The sequence below is a fragment of the Burkholderia puraquae genome, assembly GCF_002099195.1.
GTDB classification, from domain to species: Bacteria; Pseudomonadota; Gammaproteobacteria; order Burkholderiales; family Burkholderiaceae; genus Burkholderia; species Burkholderia puraquae.
This window is the reverse complement of the sequence record NZ_NBYX01000004.1, coordinates 35,369-61,372: the sequence shown is the minus strand read 5'-3', so window position 1 is coordinate 61,372 and position 26,004 is coordinate 35,369. Positions and strand designations below refer to the sequence as shown.

Genomic DNA, 26,004 nt, shown 5'->3' with positions numbered 1-26,004 from the left:
ATTACAGAGGCAATCCGCCCGCTACTGCGCCAAGACGACTTCCGAAACAGAAGTGTCAGCTTAGCCCGGCGGGGTTGCCCGGATCGCGTTGGCAGAACAGTTGGTAGCCGAAGGAGATGACACGCAAGTGCCAAGATTGGTGAACATGTTGCCGAGACTGCTGCCGATGTTCGTCACCCCGGCAACGATTGCGACAGCAATCAGACCCGCAATCAGACCATACTCGATCGCGGTAACCCCGTCTTCTTCCCGAAGGAAGCGAATCAGCATTGCTTTCATTTTATTCCTCGTGCCTGTATTTACGTTCTTTGGCCTTTTATACGTATACGTCCCCGCATATCTGGCCGTTGCCCCGCGCTGTTCGCCACATCTGCTGTAACGACAACCGGGTGCACTTTCTTTATAGATTGCCCCGAGGGGCATAGCTCATCATTTGATGCAAGTTAACATTCGCGATAGCGATCCTCCTCGAACGTTGTGTACCGAACCGTACATTTCCTTACATCTGCTCCGGATTCTATATCCGATCCCATTTAACTTCCAACCTCTTTAACGACCCGGGCGGAAAAAAAATGACCAGGAGCACGACGTATTTGTACGGCGTTTCGGTACGACTTACACATAGGATTTACGATAGGTTAGATGTGCACACCTATTCCACCAGTAAAACAATTGCCTCGTCCACCATGCCTGCGCGGCCCCCACGTTACGCCGCACGCGTAACGCCAATGTTGTGACGTTACGTTACGAAACGCTCGAAACCGTTCTCATTCATCTGTCCTTAAACAGATTCAACAATCTTTCAATTTCCATAACTCCCTTTTCCAACAAGGAATTGCCCCGTTTAAAACCTGTTGTCGAACCGTCGGGCATCGAAATGGCACGACAGTTGCAGAGTAGTCCCCGCACCACTCAACACAACGCAGTTCACAACACATTTTTAATGCGAGGACAAAATGGACATTAAGGTTATCCCTCATGGCGTGTTCCGGACGACTCTGATCGCGGCCACCGTTGCAGCCATGCTTTCCCTCTCCGCGTGCGGCGGCTCCGGTTCCATCAGCCAAGGTCTCGGCGGCGGCTCGAGCTCGGGCGGCGGCGATTCGATCTCGACTTCGGGCGGCGGTACGTCCGGCTCGAGCGGTACCTCGGGCTCGAGCGGCACCTCCGGCACCAGCGGAAGCTCGGGCACGAGCGGTACGTCCGGCACCAGCGGAACCTCGGGCACGAGCGGTACCTCCGGCACCAGTGGTACGTCGGGCACGAGCGGTACCTCGGGCACCTCGGGTGTGTCGTCGAACGCAGTGGGAACTGTCCTCGCAAGCAGCAGCAACATCGTCACGGGTGTCGGCGGAACCGTCTCGGGTCTCGGCTCCGTGATCGGCAGCCAGTCGCTGCCGGGCGTCAACCCGGCCACCACGCAAGCCGCAGGCGGCATCGTGCAAAGCGTCGGCGGTGCGGTGACCGCACTCGGCAACGGCCTCGGCAACGGTCTCGGCCAGCTCGGCGCGACGAAGGATCCGCTCGGCACGACGCTCGCCAGCACGGGCGGCGTGGTCAACCAGCTCGGCGGCGCAGTCACGCAGACCGGCAATCTGGTCACGAGCCTCGGCAGCGGCCCGCTGTCACCGCTCGCACCGGTCACGGGCGCCGTCGGCGGCCTCGTGTCGACGCTCGGCGGCGCCGTCTCGAACGGCGGCACCACCCTCACCAACGCACTGTCGACCGGCCCGATCCAGCAAGTCACGCAAACGGTCAGCTCGGCCATCACGCCGATCACGACGATGGTCGGCCAGACGACCCAGACGATCGGCACGGCGACCGGCCTCGGCGCCCCCGTCAACACGCTGCTCGGCACGGTCGGCAATGGCCTGAACCAGGCTGGCGCCCTGCTCGCATCGACGGGCGGCAACCCCGTCACGACCGGCCTGGGCAACACGGTCTCGTCAACGGGCAACACCGTGAAGGCCGTCGGCGGCCTGCTCACGGGCGGCACCGGCGGCGTGACCAACCCGCTCGCACCGCTCACCGGCCTCGTCTCGACGGTCACGGGCGCACTCGGCGGTGCAACGGGCGGCGGCAGCGGCCCGCTCGCGCCGGTCACGGGCCTCGTCTCCACGGTGACGGGTGCACTCGGTGGCGCAGCAGGCGGCAGCGGTGGCCCGCTCGCCCCGGTCACCGGCCTCGTCTCGACGGTTACCGGCGCACTCGGTGGCGCAGCAGGCGGCAGCAGCCCGCTCGCGCCGGTCACTGGCCTCGTCTCGACGGTCACGGGTGCGCTCGGCGGCGCAGCGGGCGGCACGAGCGGCGGCCCGCTCGCGCCGGTCACTGGCCTCCTCGGCGCGGTGACGGGCGCACTCGGCAGCGCGACGGGCGGCGCAGGCGGCAGCAGCCCGCTCGCCCCGGTGACGAACGTCGTGTCCACGGTGACCAGCACGGTCGGCGCGCCGGCACTGACCGGCGGTACGGGCGCCGTCACGAACTCGGGCTCGTCGTCGAATCCGCTCGCGCCTGTCACGTCGCTGATCGGCGGCCTGCTCGGCGGCACACACGGCAAGTAAATCAAGATCCATCAATCGACAAGACAGCGAGGAGTCAATCATGTCCCAGCAACGTTCTCTTACGACAGCCGCCCTGCGCCAATGGCGCGCGCCCCTCACGGCCTTCGCCGCGGCCTGCCTGCTGGCCGCCTGCGGCGGCGGCGGCGTTAGTTCGCCGCCGACCAGCAGCAGCAACAACCCCAGCAGCACGAGCGGTACGCCGAACACGAGCGGCACCAGCGGCACGTCCACCGGCACCAAGGGTGTCGTCAGCACGGTTGGCCAGACGGCCAGCGACCTCGGCAGCACGGTCGGCAACATCAGCGTGCCGGGCCTCGGCGACGGCGTGACGAAGGGCATCGGCAGCACGCTCTCCAGCACCGACACGATCGTCGGCGCAGCCGCCGACGCCGTGAGCAACGGACTGGGACAGATCGGTACGACTAAGGATCCGGTCGGCACGACCGTCGCGGGCCTCGGCAACGTGGTCGGCGCAACGAGCAATACGGTGTCCGGCCTGAGTTCGACGGTCAAGGCGCTCGGCACGGGCCCGCTCGCGCCGCTCGCGCCTGTCACGACCCCGGTCGGCACCGTGCTCGACACGGTGGCCAATGGCTTGACGGCCGCCGGCACGACGATCGGCTCGACGCTGTCGTCGGGCGCCGTGCAGCAAGTCACGCAGCCGCTCAGTTCAGCGATCACGCCGCTCGTGATCACCGCCGGCCAGGTTACGCAACAGGTCGGCACGACGACCGGCCTCGGCCAACCCGTCTCGGGCCTGCTCGGCCAGGTCGGCGGCGCAATCAGCTCGGCCGGCAAGCAGGTCAGCGGCACGTCGAGCCAGCCGCTCGTCGGCGACGTCGGTCAGCTCGTGACTGCGGTCGGCAACACCGTGACCAACGCGGGTGGCCTCGTCAACCCGAACGGCCCGAATGGCGCGGCACCGATCCCCGGCCTGATCACGAGCCTCGTCGGCGGCTCGACGGCGACCGTACAGAACGGCACGTCATCGGGTTCCGGCTCGACGAATCCGCTCGGCGGCCTGCTGTCGGGTCTCGGCTCGACGCCACTCGGCTCGCTCACGGGCGCACTCGGCGGCGCGACCGGCGGTTCGGGCAGCAGCCCGCTCGCGCCTGTCACGGGACTCGTCTCCACCGTTACCGGCGCACTGAGCGGTGCGGCGGGCGGCAGCGGCGGCCCGCTCGCGCCCGTCACGAATCTCGTGTCGACGGTCACGGGCACGCTCGGCGGCGCAACCGGTGGCGCAGGCAGTGCAAACCCTCTCGCGCCTGTCACCGGTTTGCTGAATACTGTCACCGGAGCAGTTGGCGGCGCAGCAGGATCCGGTGGCGCGAGCCCGCTCGCACCGGTCACGTCGCTCGTTGGCAGCGTCACGGGTACGGCGACGTCGGGCGGTGGGTCGACGGGCCTGCTGGCACCGGTAACGGGGTTGCTGGGTACGCTGGGTAGCGTTGGCAAGTAAGGAGGACGGTCGCATCTTCGCAGCCGGAGCGAACGGCGCGACCGTACAAACACAACCGGCATTGCGGTACGCGGCGCGCGGCACCCTGGTGTCGCGCGCCGGCATTACAAAGAAGACGAAAAGCAAGGCCAACGAGGAAGAACAATGAAATCCAGACTCGATAGATGGATGATGCTGCTCGCCATCGCGGCAGCAGGCACGGCACATGCACAAACGCGCGTCGGGGGTAACCCGCTCGACTCCCTGCCCCAGATCAACGCGCCGAAAACCGGCCCGAACGTGACCGTGCAGGTCGCACCGCAAGCGCCGCAATTGCAGGAGTTGCTGTCGCGCCACCTGACGCCGACCACCTTCCAGGTCGAAGGCGTGAAGTCCGTGCCGTTCGAGGAAATCTCGCGTCGCTTCACCCCTCTCGTCGGCAAGGACATCACGATCGGCGAACTGATCGAAACCGCCAACGGCGTGACGAAGCTGTACCAGGATCGCGGCTACGCACTGTCGTTCGCGTTCATTCCCGCGCAGACCTTCGAGAACGGCGTCGTACGCATCACGGTTGTCGAAGGCTATGTATCGGACGTCAAGGTCACCGGCAAGCCCGGTGCGATGGAATCGAAGATTCGTGCGATCGCCGCGCATATCACTGCCGATCGCCCGCTGCGCCGCGCGACGTTCGAACGCTACGTGAACACGTTCGGCCTGTTGCCCGGCCTCACGGTAAAGGCGAACGTACCGCCGCCGCAAACCACCGACGGTGCCACGACGCTCGAACTCGCGGTCGACCGCAAGCCGTTCAACGTCAGCACCGGTATCGACTTCAACCACCCGGGCGTCCAGGGCCTCATCACCGCGACCGAAAACGGCCTCACGTCGTTCGGCGAGCAACTGAGTATTTCCGCGCTGGCGCCGCCGGGGCGAGACAAGCAGACTTATTTCGCATTCAGCGGCGCGGTACCCGTCGGCAGCAGCGGCCTGATCACGCGCCTCGACGCGAGCACCTATCGCGGCAAGCCGACTGACAATCCGGGGCTGCCGTCGTACGTGCAGCGCACGGTCAAGAACGAGAAACTTGGTCTTTCGGCATCCTATCCGATACTGCTGAACAACCAGCGCAGCCTGCTCGGCACTGTGTCGGGCTACGCGGCGCACAACGAGGACAATTACCAGAACCAGATCAACGGAGCGACCCTCAACAACCGGTCACAGGTTCGCGTGCTGCAACTGCAGCTTGACTACACCAACGTCCAGCCGAAACAGGTGCGAAAGCTCAGCATCAACGTCGCCAAGGCATTCGACATTCTCGGCGCATCGAAATCGCAAATCGGCACGAATGGCGGCACCACGACGACCTATGCCGACCCGACTTCGCTGACCTTCGTCCGTACCGGCGCGACCTTCACGCAAACCAACGAATGGCCGTTCCGGATCGGCACATCGGTTTCGCTCACCGGGCAATACAGCCCCGACTCGCTGCCGACGTCCGAGCAGATCTCATTCGGCTCGACGCGCTACGCGCTCGGTTATCAGCCGGGCGAAGCGTCGGGTGACTCGGGATGGGGGATGTCGCTGGAGATCAACCGTGGCTTCACGCCGGGCTGGACGTATATGAAATCCGTTACGCCGTACATCGCCTACGACATGGCGCGTGTGTACCTGCACGCCGGCACGCCGTCGCCGAACCGCATGTCGTCGGTCGGCATCGGCGTGCGTTTCACGGACAGCCGCTTCTACAGCCTCGACCTGAACGTCGCGAAACCGGTGGGTGACGCGCCCGTCGAAAGCGCATCACGCAGCCCGCGCATCAACGCCGCATTCTCGTATCAGCTCAACTGATCGGTCACCAAACAGCCCGCGCCACGCGGGCTGTTTTGATTAGAGTCCCCTCTATCAAACGTGGCGCGCGGTTTCACGTATTCTGGCGAAGCTCGCAACATGCCCGCCCCATGCAGACGGTCGTGCGAGCAAATCGACACGACATGTAAAACAAGGAGGACGACAATGTTTCAACTGACCCGCCCGTTGCGTGCAATCGCCGTCGCCGGCGCACTGCTCGCTTGCGCCGCTCCCACGCTCGCACAAGCAGACAGCCCCATCGGCATGTGGCAGACGATCGATGACAACACCCATCAGCCGAAGGCACTCGTGCAGATCTCCGAAGACGGCGACGGTGCGCTGACCGGCAAGGTCGTCAAGGGCCTCGGTGCGAACGATACGCCTGACCGCCGCTGCAGCGCCTGCACGGACGAACGCAAGGATCAGCTCATCAAGGGCATGACGATCATCAAGGCAATGAAGAAGGAAGGCGACCACTGGGACGGCGGCAACATTCTCGACCCGGAGAACGGCAAGGTCTACAAGTGCAAGATGACGCTTGAAGACGGCGGCCAGAAACTCGTCGTGCGCGGTTATATCGGCGTGTCGCTGCTCGGTCGTTCGCAGACCTGGGTTCGCCAGCAATAATGCGGCTCGCGCTTAAACGCGCGGCTCAATGAAAAAATCGGCCTGCGACGAAGTCGTCAGGCCGATTTTCTTTTGGTGCGTGCGTAGCTGGAACTGACGGACATCACGCTGCATGCTTCAGCGTGTCCGGCGCATAGCTGCCAGGTGCGCGATACGCGGGCGCCACATTGCTACGCGCTTCCGCTGCCTTCGATTGCGTGTGCTTGCGCATCCGCGTGGACAATTCGTTGCACAGCTTCACGCCTGCGTCGCCATAGAGTTCACGCATGATACTCATCAGCGTACCCCTCTCGTGCCAGACCTTGAAGCGTCGATGGCACGTTTGGTACGAAGGGTAACGGCGCGGCATGGCCGACCATGTCGCGCCACTGTAGATCACCCAGAGCACGCCGTTCAGGACGGCACGCGTATTGGCCAATGGCCGGCCGCGCAACTCGGTGCGCGGCTGCATTTCGGGCAGAAGCGGCGCGACACAGCGCCACTCGTGGTCGGTCAGATCGCGATACGGTGTCATGGACATCTCCAGCCTTAGTAACCATGACACAACGATATCGGCTCACCTCAACAATGAATATAAGACAAATCCGAAAATACCCCGAGATCACCTCAATTTGACCGGAATTGACGTTTGAATCCCATCAATTGCCGGAAATCGCATTCAGGTCAGCGACGTATCGACGATGCGGCGCGGCGTTTCGATATATTCCTTCGATTGCATCTCGACGATTCGCGAGACCGTACGTGCAAACTCGTTGGCCATCGGGCCTTCAACGTACAACTGCTCCGCCGGCACCGCCGCGGACATCAGCAGCTTGACCTTGTGGTCGTACAGTACGTCGATGAGCCACGTGAAGCGGCGCGCCTCGGACGCCATCCGCGGCGACATCTGCGGCACCTCGGACAGCACGATCGCGTGGAAGCGGCTCGCGAGTTCGAGATAGTCGTTCTGCGAACGCGGGCCGCCGCACAGCGTCGCGAAGTCGAACCATACGACGCCGTCCGCCTTGCGCAGCGCCTTCAGCTCGCGCTTCTCGATATGCAGGAGCGGGCTTTCGTCGGGTACCGCGGCGAGTTTCGCGAATGCATGCCGCAGTTCGCGATCGGTGTCCGCGCCGAGCGGCGTGTGATACATCTTCACCTGTGCGAGCGTGCGCTGGCGATAATCGACGCCCGCATCGACGTTGAGCACATCGAGCTTGGCCTTGATCAGCGCGATCGCGGGCAGCATGCGGTCGCGGTGCAGGCCGTCCGGATACAGGTCGTCGGGATCGTAGTTGGACGTCATCACGAACTGCACGCCGTTGTTGAACAGGCGGTCGAGCAGACGATACAGGATCATCGCATCGGCGATGTCCGACACGTGGAACTCGTCGAAGCAGATCAGCCGGTAGCGCTTCGCGATGCGCCGTGCGAGTTCGTCGAGCGGATCGGCCTGCCCTTTCAACTCCTCGAGCTCGCGGTGTACTTCGCGCATGAATTCGTGGAAATGCAGGCGCGTCTTGCGCTGCACGGGCACGACGGCGTAAAAGCTGTCCATCAGGAAGCTCTTGCCGCGACCGACGCCGCCCCACATGTAGACGCCGCGCGGGAGGTCAGGATGATTGATGAGCTTCTTGAATGCGTTCGAGCGGCGCGCCTTGTACTCGACCCACTCGTCGAAACATTGCTGCAGGCGGTCGACGGCCGCGCGCTGCGCGGGATCGGACTGATAGCCGCGCGTGGTCAGTTCGCGCGTGTAGTATTCGGTGACGTTCATCGGGCAAACCGGAAAAAACGAAGGCGGGCGGGAAACCCCGCCCGCCTTCGTCATGAGACGGCTGCGCCGGCCGGCGGCCGGCAGGCGCTATACCGTGCTCAGCTGTTCAGCGAGCGCTTGTCGACGGCGAGCGCCGCTTCGCGCATCACTTCCGACATCGACGGGTGCGGATGGCAGATGCGGGCGATGTCTTCCGACGCCGCCTTGAATTCCATCGCCACCACGGCTTCCGCGATCAGGTCCGACGCGTTCGCCGCGATCACGTGCACGCCGAGCAGTTCGTCGGTCTTCGCATCCGCGATCATCTTCACGAAGCCGTCCGGCGCGTTCATGCCGAGCGCGCGGCCGTTGATCGAGAACGGGAACTTGCCCGACTTGATCTCGCGGCCTTCCGCCTTCAGCTGCTGCTCCGTCTTGCCGACCCATGCGATTTCCGGGTACGTGTAGATCACCCACGGAATGCAGTTGTAGTCGATGTGCGGCTTCTGGCCGTCGATCACTTCCGCGACCAGCACGCCTTCGTCTTCCGCCTTGTGCGCGAGCATCGGGCCGCGCACCACGTCGCCGATCGCGTACACGTTCGGCACCGCCGTACGGCAGTGGTCGTCCACGTCGATGAAGCCACGCTCGTTCGCCTTCAGGCCGATTGCCTCGAGGCCGAGGTTGTCGGTGTTCGGCACGCGGCCGACCGACACGATCAGGCGGTCGGCGTCGAGCGTCTGCGCGTTGCCGTCCTTGTCCGTGTAGGCGATCGACACGCCGTTCGCGGTCGTCTTCACTTCGCCGATCTTCACGCCGAGATGGATGTCGAGGCCCTGCTTCTTGAACAGCTTGGCCGCTTCCTTCGCGAGCGCTTCGTCGGCTGCGCCGAGGAATGCCGGCAGCGCTTCGAGCACCGTCACTTCGGCACCCAGGCGGCGCCACACCGAGCCGAGCTCGAGGCCGATCACGCCTGCGCCGATCACGGCGAGCTTCTTCGGCACCGCGTCGAACGTCAGCGCACCTTCGTTGTCCGACACGATCTTGTTGTCGACCGGGATGCCCGGCAGGTGACGCGCCTTCGAGCCCGTCGCGATGATCACGTTCTTCGCGGTGACGACTTCGGTTTCACCCTCGCCGCTCACTTCGATCTGCACGCCGGCGTCCGTCTTGCCGGTGAACTTGCCGTGGCCCTTCAGCCAGGTGATCTTGTTCTTCTTGAACAGGAACTCGATCCCGCTCGTCATCTTCTCGACGATCGCGTCCTTGCGGCCGAGCATCTTCGCGACGTCGATCTTCACGCCGTCGACGGTGATGCCGTGGTCGGCCAGGTGGTGCGACGTGTTCTCGAACTCTTCCGACGACGCGAGCAGCGCCTTCGACGGAATGCAGCCGACGTTCAGGCAGGTGCCGCCGAGCTTCAGCGCGCCGGCCGGGTTCTTCCACTTTTCGATACAGGCAACGGTCTTGCCGAGCTGCGCGGCGCGAATCGCGGCGATGTAGCCGCCGGGGCCGGCGCCGATCACGACGACGTCAAATTCCTTGGACATGACAATCCTTTCTACTTGTACGCCCGCCGGTTCGCGCGTGGGCGCGAACCGGCGGAACGGGTCGATGCAGTGAGACTCGGCTTACAGGTCGAGCAGCAGACGTGCCGGATCTTCCAGCGCATCCTTCATCGCGACGAGCGACAGCACGGCTTCGCGGCCGTCGATGATGCGGTGGTCGTACGACAGCGCGAGGTAGTTGATCGGGCGGATCACGATCTGGCCGTTTTCGACGACCGGACGCTCCTTCGTCGCGTGCACGCCGAGGATGGCCGACTGCGGCGGGTTGATGATCGGGGTCGACAGCATCGAGCCGAACACGCCGCCGTTCGAGATCGAGAACGTACCGCCCGTCATTTCCTCGATCGACAGCTTGCCGTCCTTCGCCTTCTGGCCGAATTCGGCGATCTTCTTCTCGATCTCGGCGAGGCTCAGTTGATCCGCGTTGCGCAGGATCGGCACGACGAGGCCGCGCGGCGAACCGACCGCGATACCGATGTCGAAGTAGCCGTGATAGACGATGTCGTTACCGTCGATCGACGCGTTCACGAGCGGGAACTTCTTCAGCGCGTGCACGGCCGCCTTCACGAAGAACGACATGAAGCCGAGCTTCACGCCATGTTCCTTCTCGAACTTGTCCTTGTACTTGTTGCGCAGCTCCATGACCGGAGCCATGTTCACTTCGTTGAACGTCGTCAGGATCGCGTTGGTCTGCTGCGATTCGAGCAGGCGCTCGGCGATACGCGCACGCAGGCGCGACATCGGCACGCGCTGTTCCGGACGGTCGTTCAGCCACGTCGCTGCCGACGCCGGCACCTTCACTTCCGGCAGCGCCGGCTTCGCGGCGGCGGCCTTCGCCGGTGCGGCGGCCGGAGCCGCCTTCGGTGCGCTGCCTGCGGCCAGCGCGTCGCCCTTCGTGACGCGGCCGTCGCGGCCCGAACCTGCGACGTCGCCCGTCGACAGGCCCTTCTCGGCCAGCAGCTTCGCTGCGGCCGGCGATGCGGCGGCCGAGCTCGATGCCGTCGCGGCAGCCGGCTGTGCGGCCGGTGCGGCTGCGGCAGGCGCTGCTGCCGGCTTGACTTCAGCGGCACCTGCCGCTGCTTCGGCAGCACCTGCCTTCGCTTCGGTGTCGATCGTCGCGATCAGCTGATCGGCAACCACCGTGTCACCGTCGTTCTGCAGCACTTGCGCGAGCACGCCCGCAGCCGGCGCCGGCACTTCGAGCACGACCTTGTCGGTCTCGAGTTCGATCAGGATTTCGTCTTGAGCGACTGCTTCGCCCGGCTTCTTCTTCCACTGCAGCATGGTGGCTTCCGAAACCGACTCCGAAAGCTGGGGGACTTTGACTTCTACGATAGCCATGTGATTTTCCTGGATGCTTAATCTGGGTAATGACGAGGTTCGTGCGATTCTTTCGGCCGGTGCGGCGCGCAACGCGCCCGGCGGGCCAAAAGAGACGGGAAAGCGCATGGCGCCTTCCCGTTTCGCTTCCGTCGGTTATTTCGCGATCGATGCGCTCTTCAGGCGGCCGAATGCCCCTTCGATCAGGGCCTTCTGCTGCTCGTAGTGCTTCGCGTAGTAGCCAACCGCCGGCGAGGCCGAAGCCGGACGGCCGCTGTATGCCAGCTTCTGCCCTTCCTTCATGCCTTCCTTCAGATGGTGCTCGACGTAGAACCAGGGGCCCTGGTTCTGCGGCTCGTCCTGCACCCAGACCACTTCAGTCGCGTTCTCGTACTTCTTCATTTCGGCTTCGAACTGCTTGTGCGCGAACGGATACAGCTGCTCGATACGGATGATCGCGACGTCGTTCGCCTTCGCTTCGCGGCGATGGGCGACGAGGTCGTAATACACGCGGCCCGAGCATGCCAGCACGCGCTTGACCTTCTTCGCGTCGATACCGCCGTCGGTTTCGCCCAGCACCGGCTGGAACGAACCCTTCGCGAGTTCCGACAGGTCCGACACCGCTTCCTTGTGGCGCAGCAGCGACTTCGGCGTTGCGACGATCAGCGGCTTGCGGAACAGGCGGATCATCTGGCGACGCAGCAGGTGGAAAATCTGCGCCGGCGTCGTCGGCTGGACGACCTGCATGTTGTGATCCGCGCACAGTTGCAGGAAACGCTCGATCCGCGTGGACGAGTGTTCCGGACCCTGCCCTTCGTAGCCGTGCGGCAGCAGCATCGTCAGACCCGACACGCGGCCCCACTTCACTTCGCCCGACGAGATGAACTGGTCGATCACGACCTGCGCACCGTTGACGAAGTCGCCGAACTGCGCTTCCCACAGCACGAGCGTGTTCGGCTCGGCGGTCGAGTAACCGTATTCGAAGCCCAGCACGGCTTCTTCCGACAGCACCGAGTCGATCACCGTGAACTTCGCCTGGCCTTCAGCGATGTTCTGCAGCGGCACGTACGTGCCGTCATTCCAGCGCTCGCGGTTCTGGTCGTGCAGCACCGCGTGACGATGCGTGAACGTGCCGCGGCCCGAGTCCTGGCCCGTCAGACGCACCGAGTAGCCCGATGCGACGAGCGACGCGAACGCGAGGTGTTCGCCCATGCCCCAGTCGAGCGGCTGGTCGCCACGCGCCATGTTGCGGCGGTCGTTGATCACGCGCTCGACGAGCGGGTGGACCTTGAAGTTTTCCGGGACCGTCGTGATGCGTTCGCCGAGGCGCTTCAGTTCTGCGAGCGGCACGGCCGTGTCGGCTGCATCCGTCCACTTGCGGTTCAGGAACGGAACCCAGTCGACCGCGTACTTGCTCTTGTAGTTCGACAGGACCGGGTCGACCGTGTGGTGACCGTCGTCCATCGCCTTGCGGTACGCCTTCACGTAGTTGTCGGCGTCTTCCGCGGTGATCACACCCTGCTGCACGAGCTTCTCGGCGTACAGCGCGCGGGTGCCCGGGTGCTGTGCGATCTTCTTGTACATCAGCGGCTGCGTGACCGCCGGCGTGTCCTGCTCGTTGTGGCCCAGCTTGCGGAAGCAGACGATGTCGATCACGACATCCTTGTGGAACTGCATCCGGTAGTCGATCGCGATCTGGATCGCGAGCACGACGGCTTCCGGATCGTCGCCGTTCACGTGCAGCACCGGCGCCTCGATCATCTTGACGACGTCGGTACAGTACAGCGTCGAGCGCGCATCGCGCGGGTCGGACGTCGTGAAGCCGATCTGGTTGTTGATGACGATGTGCAGCGTGCCGTGCGTGCCGTAGCCGCGCGTCTGCGCGAGGTTCAGCGTTTCCATCACGACGCCCTGGCCTGCGAAGGCCGCGTCGCCGTGGATCTGCACCGGCAGCACCTGCAGGCCGTCTTCGTCGCCGCGACGATCCATCCGCGCCTTCGCGGACCCTTCGACCACCGGGTTCACGATTTCGAGGTGCGACGGGTTGAATGCGAGCGACAGGTGAACCGGGCCGCCTTCCGTCGACACGTCCGACGAGAAGCCCTTGTGGTACTTCACGTCACCGGCCGGCAGATCGTCGACGTGCTTGCCTTCGAATTCGGCGAACAGGTCGGCCGGCATCTTGCCCAGCGTGTTGACCAGCACGTTCAGACGGCCTCGGTGGGCCATGCCGATGATGATTTCCTGCACGCCGCTCTTGCCTGCGTGCTGGACGACTTCGTCCATCGCCGCGATGAAGCTTTCGCCGCCTTCGAGCGAGAAGCGCTTCTGGCCGACGTACTTGGTATGCAGATAGCGCTCGAGGCCTTCCGCTGCCGTCAGGCGATTCAGGATGTGCTTCTTCTTGTCGATCGAGAATGCCGGCGTCGCACGGGTCGACTCCAGGCGCTCCTGCCACCAGCGCTTCTGTTCCGGATCGCTGATGTACATGTACTCGGCGCCGATCGTGCCGCAGTACGTGTCGCGCAGACCCTTGACGATGTCACGCAGCGAAGCCTGGTCGAAACCGAAGTACAGGTTGCTTGCGCTGTACGTCTGGTCGAGGTCGCCTTCGGAGAAGTCGTAGAACGCGGGTTCGAGTTCGGGAATGGCGGGACGTTCGCGACGCTTCAGGGGATCGAGATTGGCCCATTGCGAGCCGAGGAAGCGGTAGGCGCTGATGAGCGACTGAACGTGAACCTGCTTGCGTGCGGTCGCGAGATTGCTGGTGCTTTCGCGCGGGATGAAGGCATTGGCCTTCGCACGCTCGGCGAACGATTCGACGATCGGGAAATGGGCGACGTCATTGGCATTCGAACCGTCCGTTGCAGGCACATTCTGCAGCGCGTCGAAATACTCTCGCCAGTTCTCCGGCACCGATGCCGGATTGTTGAGGTATGCATCGTACAGTTCTTCAACGTACGAAGCATTGCCGCCGAACAGATAGGAGTTCAGCTGAAACTGCTTCATTACATCTGACATTTTACGCTCACCTTTCTTCGAGCTTCTCGAGAAATAGCGGGTTACTCAACCTTCCGCGACACGGCCTGACCGTTTAGCGGATTGCGAATCAAGTCTTGCTTGGAAGGACCTAAAACTTGCGTGCGCGCAGCATATCACAGAACCGATACCGAAGTTCACGGTGAAATGCGCCCGAAAGCACCGCACGACGGGGTTTTGCCGGATTGCCACGACCCGCAGGAACAGTGTTTTGCAGACAACCCGATTGCACATCGCGCAGATACAAAAAAGGCTGCCCGCAGGCAGCCTTTTCCGTGATGCAGCGAACAGTCGAAACGCTTAGTCGACCGCGCCTTCGCGGCTCGCGCGGCGACGCTCGTGCTCCTTCAGGAAGCGCTTGCGCAGGCGGATCGACTGCGGCGTCACTTCGACGAGCTCGTCGTCGTCGATGAATTCGACCGCGTATTCGAGCGACATCTGGACCGGCGGCACGAGACGCACGGCTTCGTCGGTACCCGACGCACGCACGTTGGTCAGCTGCTTGCCCTTGATCGGGTTCACGACCAGGTCGTTGTCGCGGCTGTGAATGCCGATGATCATGCCCTCATACAGCGCGTCGCCCGGCTTCACGAACATGCGGCCGCGATCCTGCAGCTTCCACAGCGCGTACGCCACTGCCGCGCCGTCGTCCTGCGAGATCAGCACGCCGTTGCGGCGCTCGAAGACCGAGCCGTCCTTGACCGGTGCGTACGAGTCGAAGATGTGGCTCATCAGGCCCGTGCCGCGCGTGAGCGTCAGGAATTCGCTCTGGAAGCCGATCAGGCCACGCGCCGAGATCTTGTATTCCAGACGCGTGCGGCCGCGGCCGTCCGACGCCATGTCGAGCATCTCGCCCTTGCGGCGGCCGAGCTCTTCCATCACGCCACCCTGGTGCTCGTCCTCGACGTCGACGGTCAGCAGCTCGTACGGCTCGTGCCGCACGCCGTCGATTTCCTGCATCACGACGCGCGGACGCGACACGGCCAGTTCGTAGCCTTCACGACGCATGTTCTCGACGAGAATCGTCAGGTGCAGTTCGCCGCGGCCCGACACTTCGAACACCGTTTCGTCGCCGGTGTCCTTCACGCGCAGCGCGACGTTGTGGTTCAGTTCCTTCATCAGGCGGTCGCGGATCTGGCGGCTCGTGACGAACTTGCCTTCGCGGCCGGCGAGCGGCGACGAGTTGACGAGGAAGTTCATCGTCAGCGTCGGCTCGTCGACGGTGATCATCGGCAGCGCTTCCGGCGTATCCACCGCGCAGATCGTTGCGCCGATGCCCACGTCTTCAATACCGTTGATCAGCACGATGTCGCCCGCTTCGGCCGATTCGACCTGCACGCGCTCGAGGCCCGTGAACGACAGCACCTGGTTGATCTTGCGATTCAGCACGTCGCCTTCCGGGCCGAAGCGCATCGCGACCGGCTGGCCCGGCTTGATGCGACCGCGCGTGATGCGGCCGACGCCAATCCGGCCGACGTACGTCGAATAGTCGAGCGACGTAATCTGCAGCTGCAGCGGCGCGTCCGGATCCGCCGGACGGACCGGCACGTGCTCGAGGACTGCTTCGAACAGCGGGCGCATGTCGCCTTCGCGCGCAGCCGGGTCGAGCGACGCATAGCCGTTCAGGCCCGATGCGTAGACGATCGGGAAGTCGAGCTGCTCTTCGGTTGCGCCGAGCTTGTCGAACAGGTCGAAGGTCTGGTTGATGACCCAGTCGATCCGCGCACCCGGGCGATCGATCTTGTTGACGATGACGATCGGCTTCAGGCCGAGCGCGAGCGCCTTCTTCGTGACGAAGCGGGTCTGCGGCATCGGGCCCTCGACCGCGTCGACGAGCAGCAGCACCGAGTCGACCATCGACAGCACGCGCTCCACCTCGCCGCCGAAGTCCGCGTGCCCCGGCGTGTCGACGATGTTGATGTGCGTGCCTTCGTACTCGACCGCGCAGTTCTTCGCGAGAATCGTGATCCCGCGCTCTTTTTCGATGTCGTTCGAGTCCATCACCCGCTCCGCAATCTGCTGGTTCTCGCGGAAGGTGCCGGACTGGCGAAGCAGTTGGTCGACGAGCGTAGTCTTGCCGTGGTCGACGTGGGCGATGATGGCGATATTGCGAAGGGCGCGGGTCATAGAAACCTGGAAATCGTTTGAACGCGCAAAAGCGCCCGCTCGTTTTTCACGGGCGCGCGCATTGCAGCTTGGAAAGCCACAAATTATAGCACGTGGGCGTGTCGAGAGCTGACGGGCAGGTTGCAATGGAACAAGGCGGCCGGCACGCCCTCCCCTGGAACACGCCAATCGGTCGAAGCCCCCTTCTCCGGCGCGCTCAAAAACCTTATAGGGATCAGGGATTTTTGTGGCGCGAAGCGCGCCCTTTGCCGTTCGATTAACATTTGCCGCGGCAAGCAACTGCGCCTACAATGCTGCCTAGTCAACTATTGCAGCTTCAGGGTTTTATGTCGGATTCTTCTACCCACCCGCCCGTTTCGCCGCTGTCTTCGTATCAGATGAACGACAGCGTCGGTTATCTGATGTCGCGCGTGAAGTCGGTGATGACCAACCTCGTCACGCAACGCACGCAGGAAGAGCTGGGGATCACGGGCACGCAGGCAAGCATGCTGTTCATGATCGCGGTCGGCAAGTGCTCGACGGCCGCCGAGCTCGCGCGCGAGTACGGGATCGACGCGAGCGCGGTCACGCGCCTGCTCGACCGGGTCGAGAAACGCGGCCTGCTGTCCCGCGTCCGCAGCATCGAGGATCGGCGTGTCGTGCGCCTCGAGCTGACCGACGAAGGCCGTGCGCTCGCCGAACGGCTGCCGCCCATTTTCCGCAGCGTGCTCGACCAGGTACTGGACGGGTTTACGCCGGAAGAAGTCGGGTTCCTGAAGAGCATGCTGCGCCGCATTCTCAGCAACTACTGCGAGACCGCCGGCGGCAGCATCACGTAATAGTTGCCATAACAATTACTTTTGACAGATTAATGTAAGGAAATCCTTGCAGTGTCCATCATTCATTCCGAGTCAGGGATCAGCGCGATGAAATCCTCCCCGTTGTCCGTGCGCGCCGGGTCGTGCCGCGCCGCCGTCGCCGCTGCGGTCGCCGCACTGGCGCTGGCGGGCTGCGCGAACTACATCGGCATCAAGAGCGACAAGCAAATCGCCCCCGCGTCGCAATTCGAATCCGCCCAGAGCCTGCCGGCCGAGGGCGGCCAGTGGCCGGCGCTCGACTGGGCCAGCCAGTTCGGCGACCCGCAGCTGCCGAAGCTGATCGACGAGGCCCTGCAGGGCAATCCGTCGATCGCGCAGGCGCAGGCGCGCATCGCGAAGGCGTCGTCGTACATCGAATCGTCGCGTTCGAACCTGATGCCGAAGGCGGAGGCCAGCTATTCGTGGACGCGCGAGCTGTATTCGTCGAACGCGCTGTTCCCGCCCCCGTACGGCGGCCAGTGGTATAGCGAGAACAACGTGCTCGCAAGCGCGTCGTGGGAACTCGACCTGTGGGGCAAGAACCGCGAACGCCTGCGCACCGCCGTGTCGCAGGAAAAGGCGGCCGAAGCCGACATGCAGCAGGCACGCATCACGCTCGCATCGTCGGTCGCACGCACCTACAACTCGCTCGCACAACTCTATGCGCTGCGCGATATCGCCCAGCGCGAGATCACCAACCGCGAGACGGTCGGCAAGATCACCGACGGCCGCGTGTCGGCCGGCCTCGACACCAACGTCGAACGCCAGACGGCCCGCGGCAACATCGCGACGACCCAGGCTTCGCGCTCCGATCTCGACGGTCAGATCACGACGGTGCGCTACCAGCTCGCGGCGCTGCTCGGCAAGGGTCCGGATCGCGGGCTGCAGATCGCGGCACCCGTGATGAACCCGACCGGCGAAGTCGCACTGCCCGGCAACCTGCCGGCCGATCTCGTCTCGCGCCGCCCCGACATCGTCGCCGCGCGCTGGCAGGTCGAAGCCGCAATGCACGACGTGAAGGAAGCGAAGGCGGAGTTCTATCCCGACGTGAACCTCGCGGCCGGCTTCGGCTTCGATGCGTTCGGCTGGGGCAAATTCCTGAACTTCGCGAGCCGGCAGGCGCAGTTCGGCCCGGCGGTCCACCTGCCGATTTTCGACGCCGGCGCGCTGCGCGCGCAACTCAAGGGCCGCTACGCGGACTTCGACCTGTCGGTGGCGAACTACAACCAGACGCTGATCAGTGCGCTGAACGACGTCGCGACGCAGGTCGCGTCGATCCGCGCGGTCGATCGCCAGATGGGCGATGCGCAACGCGCACTCGACGCATCGACGCGCGCCTATGACCTCGCGGTCATCCGCTACAAGGCCGGCCTGTCGCCGCAGTTGCAGGTGCTGACTGCGGACAGCAACCGCCTCGCATCGGAGCAGACGGTGATCAACCTGAAGATGCGCCGCCGCGACATGCAGCTTGCACTGATCAAGGCGCTGGGTGGCGGGTTCGACGCGACCGGTACGCCGCTCGCCGCGCCCGATGCCGACAAGCCGACAAAACAGGCCGCCAACTGATCCGGCGCCACCACTACGCAGACACTCGAAATAACGGACGGAGAAAATCGCCATGAGCGACCAACAAAACGCCGCCAGCGCACAGCCGCAGAACAACGGCAAGCGCAAACGGATGATGACGCTGCTCGTCGCGGTCATCGTGATCGCGGCCATTGCGTATGGCCTGTACTACTTCCTCGTCGCCCGCTTCCATGAAGGGACCGATGACGCGTACGTGAACGGCAACGTCGTGCAGATCACGCCGCAAGTCACCGGCACCGTGATCGCAGTGAAGGCCGACGATACGCAGACGGTCAAGGCCGGCGATCCGCTCGTCGTTCTCGATCCGGCCGACTCGCAGGTCGCGCTGCAGCAGGCCGAAGCCAATCTCGCACAGACGGTGCGCCAGGTACGCGGCCTGTTCGTCAACGACGACCAGTACCGCGCGCAAGTTGCGCTGCGCCAGTCCGACCTGTCGAAGGCCGAGGACGATCTCCGCCGCCGCATGGCCGTCGCGCAGACGGGCGCCGTGTCGCAGGAAGAAATCTCGCACGCACGCGACGCCGTTCGCGCCGCCCAGGCATCGCTCGATGCCTCGCAGCAGCAGCTCGCGTCGAACCGCGCGCTGACCGCGAACACGACGATCGCCTCGCACCCGAACGTGATGGCCGCGGCCGCGAAGGTTCGCGACGCGTACCTGGCGAACGCGCGTAACGTGCTGCCCGCGCCGGTCACCGGCTATGTCGCGAAGCGCTCGGTGCAGGTCGGCCAGCGCGTGTCGCCGGGTACGCCGCTGATGTCGGTGGTGCCGCTGAACGCGGTGTGGGTCGATGCGAACTTCAAGGAAGTTCAGCTCAAGCACATGCGTATCGGCCAGCCGGTCGAACTGACGGCCGACATCTACGGCTCGTCGGCGGTGTACCACGGCAAGGTGGTGGGCTTCTCGGCCGGTACCGGCTCGGCGTTCTCGCTGCTGCCCGCGCAGAACGCGACGGGTAACTGGATCAAGGTCGTGCAGCGCCTGCCGGTACGGATCGAACTCGATCCGAAGGATCTCGACAAGCATCCGCTGCGCATCGGCCTGTCGATGCAGGTCGATGTGGACATCAAGGACGAACGCGGCGACCAGCTCGTGAACGCGCCGAATACCGTCTACGAGACCAACGTGTTCGCGAAGTACGGCGACGAAGCCGACGCCGAAATCGCCCGCGTCATCGCCGAGAACGCAGGCGGTAACGCATCGGCATCGGCACCGGCCGCGGCGAAGTCGAACGCCGCCGCGAAGATGATGTAACCGTTCCGACTCCGGAAAGACAACCGACATGGCACAGGCTCCTGTCTCTCACCCGCCCTTGCAGGGCGGGCAGCTCGTGATCGGGACGATCGCGGTATCGCTCGCGGTGTTCATGAACGTGCTCGACACGTCCATCGCGAACGTCGCGATCCCGACCATCTCGGGCGACCTCGGCGTGTCGTCCGACCAGGGCACGTGGGTCATCACGTCGTTCGCGGTCGCGAACGCGATCTCCGTGCCGCTGACCGGCTGGCTGACCGACCGCTTCGGGCAGGTGCGCCTGTTCCTCGCGTCGATCATCCTGTTCGTGATTTCGTCGTGGATGTGCGGGCTCTCGCCCACCCTGCCGTTCCTGCTTGCGTCGCGCGTGCTGCAAGGCGCGGTTGCGGGCCCGATGATTCCGCTGTCTCAAGCGCTCCTGCTGTCGAGCTATCCGCGCGCCAAGGCGCCAATGGCGCTCGCGCTATGGGCGATGACGACGCTGATCGCGCCCGTTGCCGGCCCGATCCTCGGCGGCTGGATCTCGGACAACTACTCGTGGCCGTGGATCTTCTACGTCAACATCCCGGTCGGCATCGCCGCCGCCGCCGCGACGTGGGCGATCTACCGCAATCGGGAGTCGGCCGTGCGCCGCGCGCCGATCGACGGCGTGGGCCTCGCACTGCTGGTCATCTGGGTCGGCTCGCTGCAGATCATGCTCGACAAGGGCAAGGATCTCGACTGGTTCGCGTCGACAACCATCATCGTGCTCGCGCTGACCGCCGTCATTGCGTTCGCGTTCTTCGTCATCTGGGAACTGACCGCCGAGCACCCGGTGGTCGACCTGTCGCTGTTCCGCATGCGGAACTTCACCGGCGGCACGGTTGCGCTGTCGATCGGGTACGGCCTGTACTTCGGCAACCTCGTGCTGCTGCCGCTGTGGCTGCAGACGCAGATCGGCTACACCGCGACCGACGCCGGCCTCGTGATGGCGCCGGTCGGGCTGTTCGCCATCCTGCTGTCGCCACTCACCGGGAAGTACCTGCCACGCACCGATCCGCGCTTTATCTCGACGGCGTCGTTCCTGACGTTTGCGCTGTGCTTCTGGATGCGCTCGCGCTATACGACGGGTGTCGACGAATGGTCGCTGACGCTGCCGACGCTCGTGCAAGGCATCGCAATGGCCGGATTCTTCATCCCGCTGGTATCGATCACGCTGTCCGGCCTGCCTGGCCACCGCATTCCCGCGGCGTCGGGCCTGTCGAACTTCGTGCGGATCATGTGCGGCGGCATCGGCACGTCGATCTTCCAGACGGCTTGGGACCATCGCAACAACTTCCATCACGCGCAGCTGGTCGAGCAGACGAATGTCTACAACCCGACGTTCAACCAGGCCGTCACGCAGATGGGCAACCTCGGGCTGACGCCGGACCAGGCGCACGGGCTGATCAACAACCTGGCCACGCAGCAGGCCGCACAACTCGGGGTGAACGACCTGTTCTACATCTCGGCGGCGATCTTCGTGCTGCTGATCGGGCTGATCTGGATCACGAAGCCCGAGCGCTCGGGCGGCGGCGATGCAGGTGCCGCAGCATCGGCTGCACACTGAGCACGCAGCCTGAAGGCAAACAAAAAGCCCGGTCGCATCGACCGGGCTTTTTTATACCGAAGGGCGCGCGTTCGCGCGCCTGCGTCAGGCAGCCGTGACGACGAGCCGCTCCGGCGCCAGTACGCCGTTCGCCTTGCGGGCCACGCCGAGCAGCCGAGTCGCGTCGTAGACGCGCACACGCTCGCCTTCGACCGCATCGATCGCGCCAAGCGCCGACAGCGGCAGACGCTGGCCGTGCAGGAACCGCTTCGCGCTGGTTTCATCGAGACGAACCAGCGGAAACGTCGACAGCAGCGCGTCGACCGGCTGGAGCCACGCATCGCGCGACGCTTCGTCGGCATCGGACAGCGCATCGAGCGTCACCGCGTGCTCGAGCGTCAGCGCACCGACACCCGTGCGACGCAGCATCGTCAGATGCGCACCGCAACCGAGCGCCTCGCCGATATCCTCCGCCAGCGTTCGCACGTAAGTGCCCTTGCTGCAGGTCACGCGAAACGTCACGTTCGGCAGGTCGCACGCGAGCAGGTCGAGCGCGAGGATCGTCACGTTGCGGCCCTCGCGCTCGACGGTTTGCCCCGCGCGCGCATATTCGTACAGCGGCTTGCCATCGCGCTTGAGCGCCGAATACATCGGCGGCACCTGCACGATTTCGCCGGTGAAGCGCACGAGCGCGGCTGCCACCGCCGCGCGGTCGCATTCGACGGGCCGCGTGTCGATCACATCGCCTTCCGCGTCGCCGGTGGCCGTACGCTGGCCGAGACGCATTGTCGCTTCGTAGGTCTTGTCTGCTTCGAGCAGATCCTGCGAGAACTTCGTCGCCTCGCCGAAGCACAGCGGCAGCAGGCCCGAAGCCAGCGGATCGAGCGTGCCGGTGTGACCGGCTTTCTTCGCGAGCAGCAGGCGCTTCGCGCGAATCAGCGCGTCGTTGCTCGACAGGCCGACCGGCTTGTCGAGCAGGAGGACGCCGTCCAGCACGCGACGAGGCACGCGCGGACGTTGGGATGCTGCAGTCGTCATAGGCCGGTCGAGCTCAGTCGTCCTTGGTGGCTGCGTCGGTCTCGTCGTCGTCCTTGGCACGCGTCGAGTTCGCTTCCTTGATCAGGCGCGACATCTCCACGGCCTTCTCGATCGTCTGGTCGTAGTGGAAATGCAACGTCGGCACCGTATGGATGTGCAGGCGCTTGAACAACAGGTTGTGCAAGTGACCCGACGCGTGGTTCAGCGCTTCCTGCGTCTTGGCCGGATCGCCGGTCAGCGCGGTGAAGTAGACCTTCGCATGTGCGTAATCCGGCGTGAGTTCCACGCTCTGGATGGTCACGATGCCGATGCGCGGATCCTTGACCTCGCGCATGATGAGTTCAGACAGATCGCGCTGAATCTGGTCAGCGATCTGCACGTTGCGATTCGGGGAAGTACGTTTCCTGGACATGATCGATCCGTGATCCGTTTATCAGGATAAAGCGGCGGCCAGTGTTGGCACGCCACCATGAAAATGGGCGGGACAGGCCCAAGCCTGCCCCGCCCATGAGCCGATGCGCGAGGGTTACAGCGTACGCGCGACTTCGGTCACTTCGAAGACTTCGAACTGGTCGCCTTCGACGACGTCGTTGAAATTCTTCACCGACATACCGCACTCGAAGCCTTGCTTCACTTCCTTCACGTCGTCCTTGAAGCGCTTCAGCGATTCGAGTTCGCCCGTGAAGATCACGACGTTGTTGCGCAGCACGCGAACCGACGACGAGCGCTTGACGATACCGTCCGTGACCATACAGCCTGCAACCGTGCCAACCTTCGGCACCTTGAAGACCTGGCGCACCTCGACCATACCGGTGATGACTTCGCGCTTCTCCGGCGCCAGCATGCCCGACATTGCCGCCTTCACCTCATCCACGGCGTCGTAGATGATGTTGTAGTAGCGGATATCGATGCCATTCGACTCGGCCAGCTTGCGCGCCTGTGCATCCGCACGCGTGTTGAAGCCGATGATGACCGCCTTCGATGCCGTTGCGAGGTTGACGTCGTTTTCGCTGATGCCGCCAACCGCGCTGTGCACGATCTGCACGCGCACTTCGTCGGTCGACAGCTTGAGCAGCGACTGCACGAGTGCTTCCTGCGAGCCCTGCACGTCCGCCTTGATGATGAGCGGCAGGTTCTGCACTTCGCCTTCGCCCATCTGCTCGAGCATGCTTTCCAGCTTCGCGGCCTGCTGCTTCGCAAGCTTCACGTCGCGGAACTTGCCCTGACGGAACAGCGCGATTTCACGCGCCTTGCGCTCGTCCGGCAGCACGATCACTTCCTCGCCCGCACCCGGCACTTCCGACAGACCCTGGATTTCGACCGGGATCGACGGGCCGGCTTCCTTCGTCGGCTTGCCGTTCTCGTCGAGCATCGCGCGCACGCGGCCGTAGGCCGTACCCGCCAGCACGATATCGCCGCGGTTCAGCGTACCGGACTGCACGAGGATCGTCGCGACCGGGCCCTTGCCCTTGTCGAGCTTCGCTTCGATCACGATGCCCTTGGCCGGTGCTTCGATCGGCGCCTTCAATTCCAGCACTTCGGCTTGCAGCAGCACGTTCTCGAGCAGATCGTCGATGCCCGCGCCCGTCTTTGCCGACACCGGCACGAACGGCGAATCGCCACCGTATTCTTCCGGCACGACGCCTTCCGCGACCAGTTCCTGCTTGACGCGGTCGGTGTTCGCATCCGGCTTGTCGATCTTGTTGATCGCGACGACGATCGGCACGCCACCCGCCTTCGCGTGAGCGATGGCTTCCTTCGTCTGCGGCATCACGCCGTCGTCAGCCGCCACCACCAGCACCACGATGTCGGTCGCCTTCGCGCCGCGTGCACGCATTGCCGTGAACGCTTCGTGACCCGGTGTATCGAGGAACGTGATGACGCCACGCGGCGTATCGACGTGATAGGCGCCGATATGCTGCGTAATGCCGCCCGCTTCGCCTGCGGCAACCTTCGCGCGGCGGATGTAGTCGAGCAGCGAGGTCTTGCCGTGGTCGACGTGACCCATCACCGTGACGACCGGCGGACGCGGCAGTTGCTCCGCATCGGTACCGGTTTCGCCTTCGACGAGCAGCGCTTCCGGATCGTCCAGCTTCGCGGCAACCGCGCGGTGGCCCAGTTCCTCGACGACGATCATCGCCGTTTCCTGGTCCAGCACCTGGTTGATCGTGACCATCTGGCCCATCTTCATCATCACCTTGATGACTTCGGAGGCCTTGATCGACATCTTGTGCGCGAGATCGGCAACCGACACGGTTTCCGGCACGTGCACTTCACGGACGATCGGCTCGGTCGGCGCCTGGAACGACGATGCGCTGTCCTGGTGACGGCCGCGACCCTTCGGGCCGCCGCGCCAGCCGCGGTCGACGCCGCCGCTCGAATCGCCGCGCGTCTTGATACCGCGACGCTTCGACGCGTCGTCCTGCCAGCCGCCCTTGCCTGCGCCCGGCTTCTTGTTGCGATCGCCCGCGCCTGCCGGCGCTTGCGTCGTTGCCGGTGCTGCACCGGCCGGCTTCTTCACGGCCGGACGCGCCTGCGCACCTTCCGGCTTTGCCGGCTTGTGCAGCGTGCCCTTCGCTTCGGCCGGCTTCGGCGGCTCGACCGGCTTCGGCGGCTCGACTGCCTTGACCACGGCCTTGCGCGGCGTGTTCATCATTTCGCGAATCGCACGCGCTTCGGCTTCTGCCGCCGCACGACGCTTGCTGATCTCTTCCTGCTCGGCGCGCGCCTTGTCCGCCGCCTCGCGGGCAGCGTCTTCAGCCTTCTTCGCCGCTTCGCGCTGCGCCGCACGTTCGGCGGCTGCGCGTGCTTCGTCCTGCGCGGACTGCGTGCTTGCCACTTCCTGTTCGGCTGCAGCGGCCTGCTGCGCGGCTGCCTGCTGCTGTGCTGCCGCAGCTTCGGCCGCGACACGCTTCGCCGCGGCCTCTTCCTCGGCGCGACGGCGCTCGGCTTCAGCCGCTTCCTCGCGGGCGCGGCGCTCTGCTTCCTCGCGCTCGAGGCGTTCCTGACGCTCGCGCAGTTCCTGCGCCTGCTTCTCGAGCAGCTCGGCCTCGCGGCGCGCCTCTTCCTCGCGACGCTTCAGTTCTGCATCGTCGTCCGCTTCGGCGACCTGCGCCTGACCCTGTTCCGCACCCTCGCTCACGTCGTCGCGCTTGACGAACGTACGCTTCTTGCGGACCTCGACCTGAATGGTGCGAGCCTTGCCCGTCGCGTCAGATTGCTTGATCTCCGACGTATGCTTGCGGGTCAGCGTGATCTTGCGCTTGTCGCCGTCGGTTGCGCCGTGCGACTTGCGCAAATGATCGAGCAGACGCGCCTTGTCCGTTTCGGACAGCGCATCGTCTTCACTCGCTTTCTGGACGCCCGCTGCCTGCAGCTGTTCGAGCAGCACACCAGCAGGCATTTTCAGTTCCGCGGCAAATTGGGCTACGTTGTTACTCGCCATTCATTCCTCT

The 26,004-nt window shown here is 64.4% G+C and carries 18 protein-coding genes; 8 read left to right on the top strand and 10 right to left on the bottom strand.

All coding sequences use genetic code 11. The features are described from left to right. Positions 1 to 60 precede the first annotated feature (60 nt). Positions 61 to 279, bottom strand: coding sequence for a Flp family type IVb pilin (locus tag B7G54_RS09635; protein WP_085038901.1), 219 nt, complete (start codon positions 277 to 279; stop codon positions 61 to 63). 677 nt (positions 280 to 956) lie between these two features. Between B7G54_RS09635 and B7G54_RS09625 the strand changes: the two genes are divergently transcribed. The 4 genes from B7G54_RS09625 to B7G54_RS09610 all read left to right on the top strand — a co-directional run bounded on the left by B7G54_RS09625 (position 957) and on the right by B7G54_RS09610 (position 6,480). Then, the gene (locus B7G54_RS09625) at positions 957 to 2,561 is read left to right on the top strand and encodes a collagen-like triple helix repeat-containing protein (protein WP_085038899.1); all 1,605 of its coding nucleotides are present in this window, start codon (positions 957 to 959) and stop codon (positions 2,559 to 2,561) included. Between the two features lie 40 nt (positions 2,562 to 2,601). Continuing rightward, positions 2,602 to 4,023, top strand: coding sequence for a collagen-like triple helix repeat-containing protein (locus tag B7G54_RS09620; protein WP_085038898.1), 1,422 nt, complete (start codon positions 2,602 to 2,604; stop codon positions 4,021 to 4,023). Between the two features lie 144 nt (positions 4,024 to 4,167). Next, a complete protein-coding gene (locus tag B7G54_RS09615; RefSeq protein ID WP_085038897.1) occupies positions 4,168 to 5,853 on the top strand; it encodes a ShlB/FhaC/HecB family hemolysin secretion/activation protein in 1,686 nt (561 codons plus the stop codon). Between the two features lie 165 nt (positions 5,854 to 6,018). Beyond that, the gene (locus B7G54_RS09610) at positions 6,019 to 6,480 is read left to right on the top strand and encodes a DUF2147 domain-containing protein (RefSeq protein WP_085038896.1); all 462 of its coding nucleotides are present in this window, start codon (positions 6,019 to 6,021) and stop codon (positions 6,478 to 6,480) included. Between the two features lie 103 nt (positions 6,481 to 6,583). Here B7G54_RS09610 and B7G54_RS09605 read toward each other — a convergent pair whose 3' ends face one another. The 6 genes from B7G54_RS09605 to typA all read right to left on the bottom strand — a co-directional run bounded on the left by B7G54_RS09605 (position 6,584) and on the right by typA (position 16,269). Next, a complete protein-coding gene (locus B7G54_RS09605; RefSeq protein ID WP_085038895.1) occupies positions 6,584 to 6,994 on the bottom strand; it encodes a transposase in 411 nt (136 codons plus the stop codon). Between the two features lie 144 nt (positions 6,995 to 7,138). Next, positions 7,139 to 8,236, bottom strand: coding sequence for a cell division protein ZapE (gene zapE / locus B7G54_RS09600; protein WP_085038894.1), 1,098 nt, complete (start codon positions 8,234 to 8,236; stop codon positions 7,139 to 7,141). Between the two features lie 98 nt (positions 8,237 to 8,334). Then, a complete protein-coding gene (gene lpdA, locus B7G54_RS09595) occupies positions 8,335 to 9,765 on the bottom strand; it encodes a dihydrolipoyl dehydrogenase (RefSeq protein ID WP_085038893.1) in 1,431 nt (476 codons plus the stop codon). An 81-nt stretch (positions 9,766 to 9,846) separates the two neighbouring features. Continuing rightward, entirely contained in the window at positions 9,847 to 11,124 is a 1,278-nt protein-coding gene (gene odhB / locus B7G54_RS09590) for a 2-oxoglutarate dehydrogenase complex dihydrolipoyllysine-residue succinyltransferase (protein ID WP_085038892.1), read from the bottom strand. Positions 11,125 to 11,259: 135 nt separating this feature from the next. After that, positions 11,260 to 14,124 (bottom strand): 2-oxoglutarate dehydrogenase E1 component, encoded by a 2,865-nt coding sequence (locus B7G54_RS09585; protein WP_085038891.1) that lies wholly within the window; start codon positions 14,122 to 14,124, stop codon positions 11,260 to 11,262. A 318-nt stretch (positions 14,125 to 14,442) separates the two neighbouring features. Further along, positions 14,443 to 16,269 (bottom strand): translational GTPase TypA, encoded by a 1,827-nt coding sequence (gene typA, locus B7G54_RS09575; RefSeq protein ID WP_039358989.1) that lies wholly within the window; start codon positions 16,267 to 16,269, stop codon positions 14,443 to 14,445. Positions 16,270 to 16,595: 326 nt separating this feature from the next. Here typA and B7G54_RS09570 point away from each other — a divergent pair, with 326 nt between their 5' ends. From B7G54_RS09570 to B7G54_RS09555, 4 genes are all read left to right on the top strand, one after another. Continuing rightward, positions 16,596 to 17,087 (top strand): MarR family winged helix-turn-helix transcriptional regulator, encoded by a 492-nt coding sequence (locus B7G54_RS09570; protein ID WP_085038889.1) that lies wholly within the window; start codon positions 16,596 to 16,598, stop codon positions 17,085 to 17,087. A gap of 87 nt (positions 17,088 to 17,174) precedes the next feature. Beyond that, positions 17,175 to 18,671 carry an efflux transporter outer membrane subunit gene (locus B7G54_RS09565; protein WP_085038888.1) on the top strand — a complete coding sequence of 499 codons (1,497 nt, stop codon included), beginning with the start codon at positions 17,175 to 17,177 and terminating at the stop codon, positions 18,669 to 18,671. 52 nt (positions 18,672 to 18,723) lie between these two features. Then, positions 18,724 to 19,944, top strand: coding sequence for an HlyD/EmrA/EmrK family protein (locus B7G54_RS09560; RefSeq protein ID WP_085038887.1), 1,221 nt, complete (start codon positions 18,724 to 18,726; stop codon positions 19,942 to 19,944). Positions 19,945 to 19,972: 28 nt separating this feature from the next. After that, on the top strand, positions 19,973 to 21,532 hold the full coding sequence (locus B7G54_RS09555) for a DHA2 family efflux MFS transporter permease subunit (protein WP_085038886.1): 1,560 nt from the start codon (positions 19,973 to 19,975) through the stop codon (positions 21,530 to 21,532). A gap of 84 nt (positions 21,533 to 21,616) precedes the next feature. Here the strand turns inward: B7G54_RS09555 and truB are convergent, their stop codons facing one another. The 3 genes from truB to infB form a co-directional block, all read right to left on the bottom strand. Then, complete coding sequence (truB, locus tag B7G54_RS09550) at positions 21,617 to 22,549, bottom strand: tRNA pseudouridine(55) synthase TruB (RefSeq protein ID WP_085038885.1); 933 nt, start codon at positions 22,547 to 22,549, stop codon at positions 21,617 to 21,619. A gap of 13 nt (positions 22,550 to 22,562) precedes the next feature. Then, complete coding sequence (gene rbfA / locus B7G54_RS09545) at positions 22,563 to 22,961, bottom strand: 30S ribosome-binding factor RbfA (protein WP_085038884.1); 399 nt, start codon at positions 22,959 to 22,961, stop codon at positions 22,563 to 22,565. Between the two features lie 114 nt (positions 22,962 to 23,075). Continuing rightward, positions 23,076 to 25,994 carry a translation initiation factor IF-2 gene (infB, locus tag B7G54_RS09540; RefSeq protein WP_085038883.1) on the bottom strand — a complete coding sequence of 973 codons (2,919 nt, stop codon included), beginning with the start codon at positions 25,992 to 25,994 and terminating at the stop codon, positions 23,076 to 23,078. Positions 25,995 to 26,004 lie beyond the last annotated feature (10 nt).

Excerpts from the sequence above, each read along its gene's own strand:
- zapE (WP_085038894.1), bottom strand. The coding sequence starts at position 8,236 with ATGAACGTCACCGAATACTACACGCGCGAACTGACCACGCGCGGCTAT.
- truB (WP_085038885.1), bottom strand. The coding sequence starts at position 22,549 with ATGACGACTGCAGCATCCCAACGTCCGCGCGTGCCTCGTCGCGTGCTG.
- B7G54_RS09585 (WP_085038891.1), bottom strand. The coding sequence starts at position 14,124 with ATGTCAGATGTAATGAAGCAGTTTCAGCTGAACTCCTATCTGTTCGGC.
- B7G54_RS09610 (WP_085038896.1), top strand. The coding sequence starts at position 6,019 with ATGTTTCAACTGACCCGCCCGTTGCGTGCAATCGCCGTCGCCGGCGCA.
- B7G54_RS09625 (WP_085038899.1), top strand. The coding sequence starts at position 957 with ATGGACATTAAGGTTATCCCTCATGGCGTGTTCCGGACGACTCTGATC.
- B7G54_RS09620 (WP_085038898.1), top strand. The coding sequence starts at position 2,602 with ATGTCCCAGCAACGTTCTCTTACGACAGCCGCCCTGCGCCAATGGCGC.
- rbfA (WP_085038884.1), bottom strand. The coding sequence starts at position 22,961 with ATGTCCAGGAAACGTACTTCCCCGAATCGCAACGTGCAGATCGCTGAC.
- odhB (WP_085038892.1), bottom strand. The coding sequence starts at position 11,124 with ATGGCTATCGTAGAAGTCAAAGTCCCCCAGCTTTCGGAGTCGGTTTCG.
- B7G54_RS09635 (WP_085038901.1), bottom strand. The coding sequence starts at position 279 with ATGAAAGCAATGCTGATTCGCTTCCTTCGGGAAGAAGACGGGGTTACC.
- B7G54_RS09555 (WP_085038886.1), top strand. The coding sequence starts at position 19,973 with ATGGCACAGGCTCCTGTCTCTCACCCGCCCTTGCAGGGCGGGCAGCTC.
- B7G54_RS09560 (WP_085038887.1), top strand. The coding sequence starts at position 18,724 with ATGAGCGACCAACAAAACGCCGCCAGCGCACAGCCGCAGAACAACGGC.
- infB (WP_085038883.1), bottom strand. The coding sequence starts at position 25,994 with ATGGCGAGTAACAACGTAGCCCAATTTGCCGCGGAACTGAAAATGCCT.
- B7G54_RS09615 (WP_085038897.1), top strand. The coding sequence starts at position 4,168 with ATGAAATCCAGACTCGATAGATGGATGATGCTGCTCGCCATCGCGGCA.
- typA (WP_039358989.1), bottom strand. The coding sequence starts at position 16,269 with ATGACCCGCGCCCTTCGCAATATCGCCATCATCGCCCACGTCGACCAC.
- lpdA (WP_085038893.1), bottom strand. The coding sequence starts at position 9,765 with ATGTCCAAGGAATTTGACGTCGTCGTGATCGGCGCCGGCCCCGGCGGC.
- B7G54_RS09565 (WP_085038888.1), top strand. The coding sequence starts at position 17,175 with ATGAAATCCTCCCCGTTGTCCGTGCGCGCCGGGTCGTGCCGCGCCGCC.
- B7G54_RS09605 (WP_085038895.1), bottom strand. The coding sequence starts at position 6,994 with ATGACACCGTATCGCGATCTGACCGACCACGAGTGGCGCTGTGTCGCG.
- B7G54_RS09570 (WP_085038889.1), top strand. The coding sequence starts at position 16,596 with ATGTCGGATTCTTCTACCCACCCGCCCGTTTCGCCGCTGTCTTCGTAT.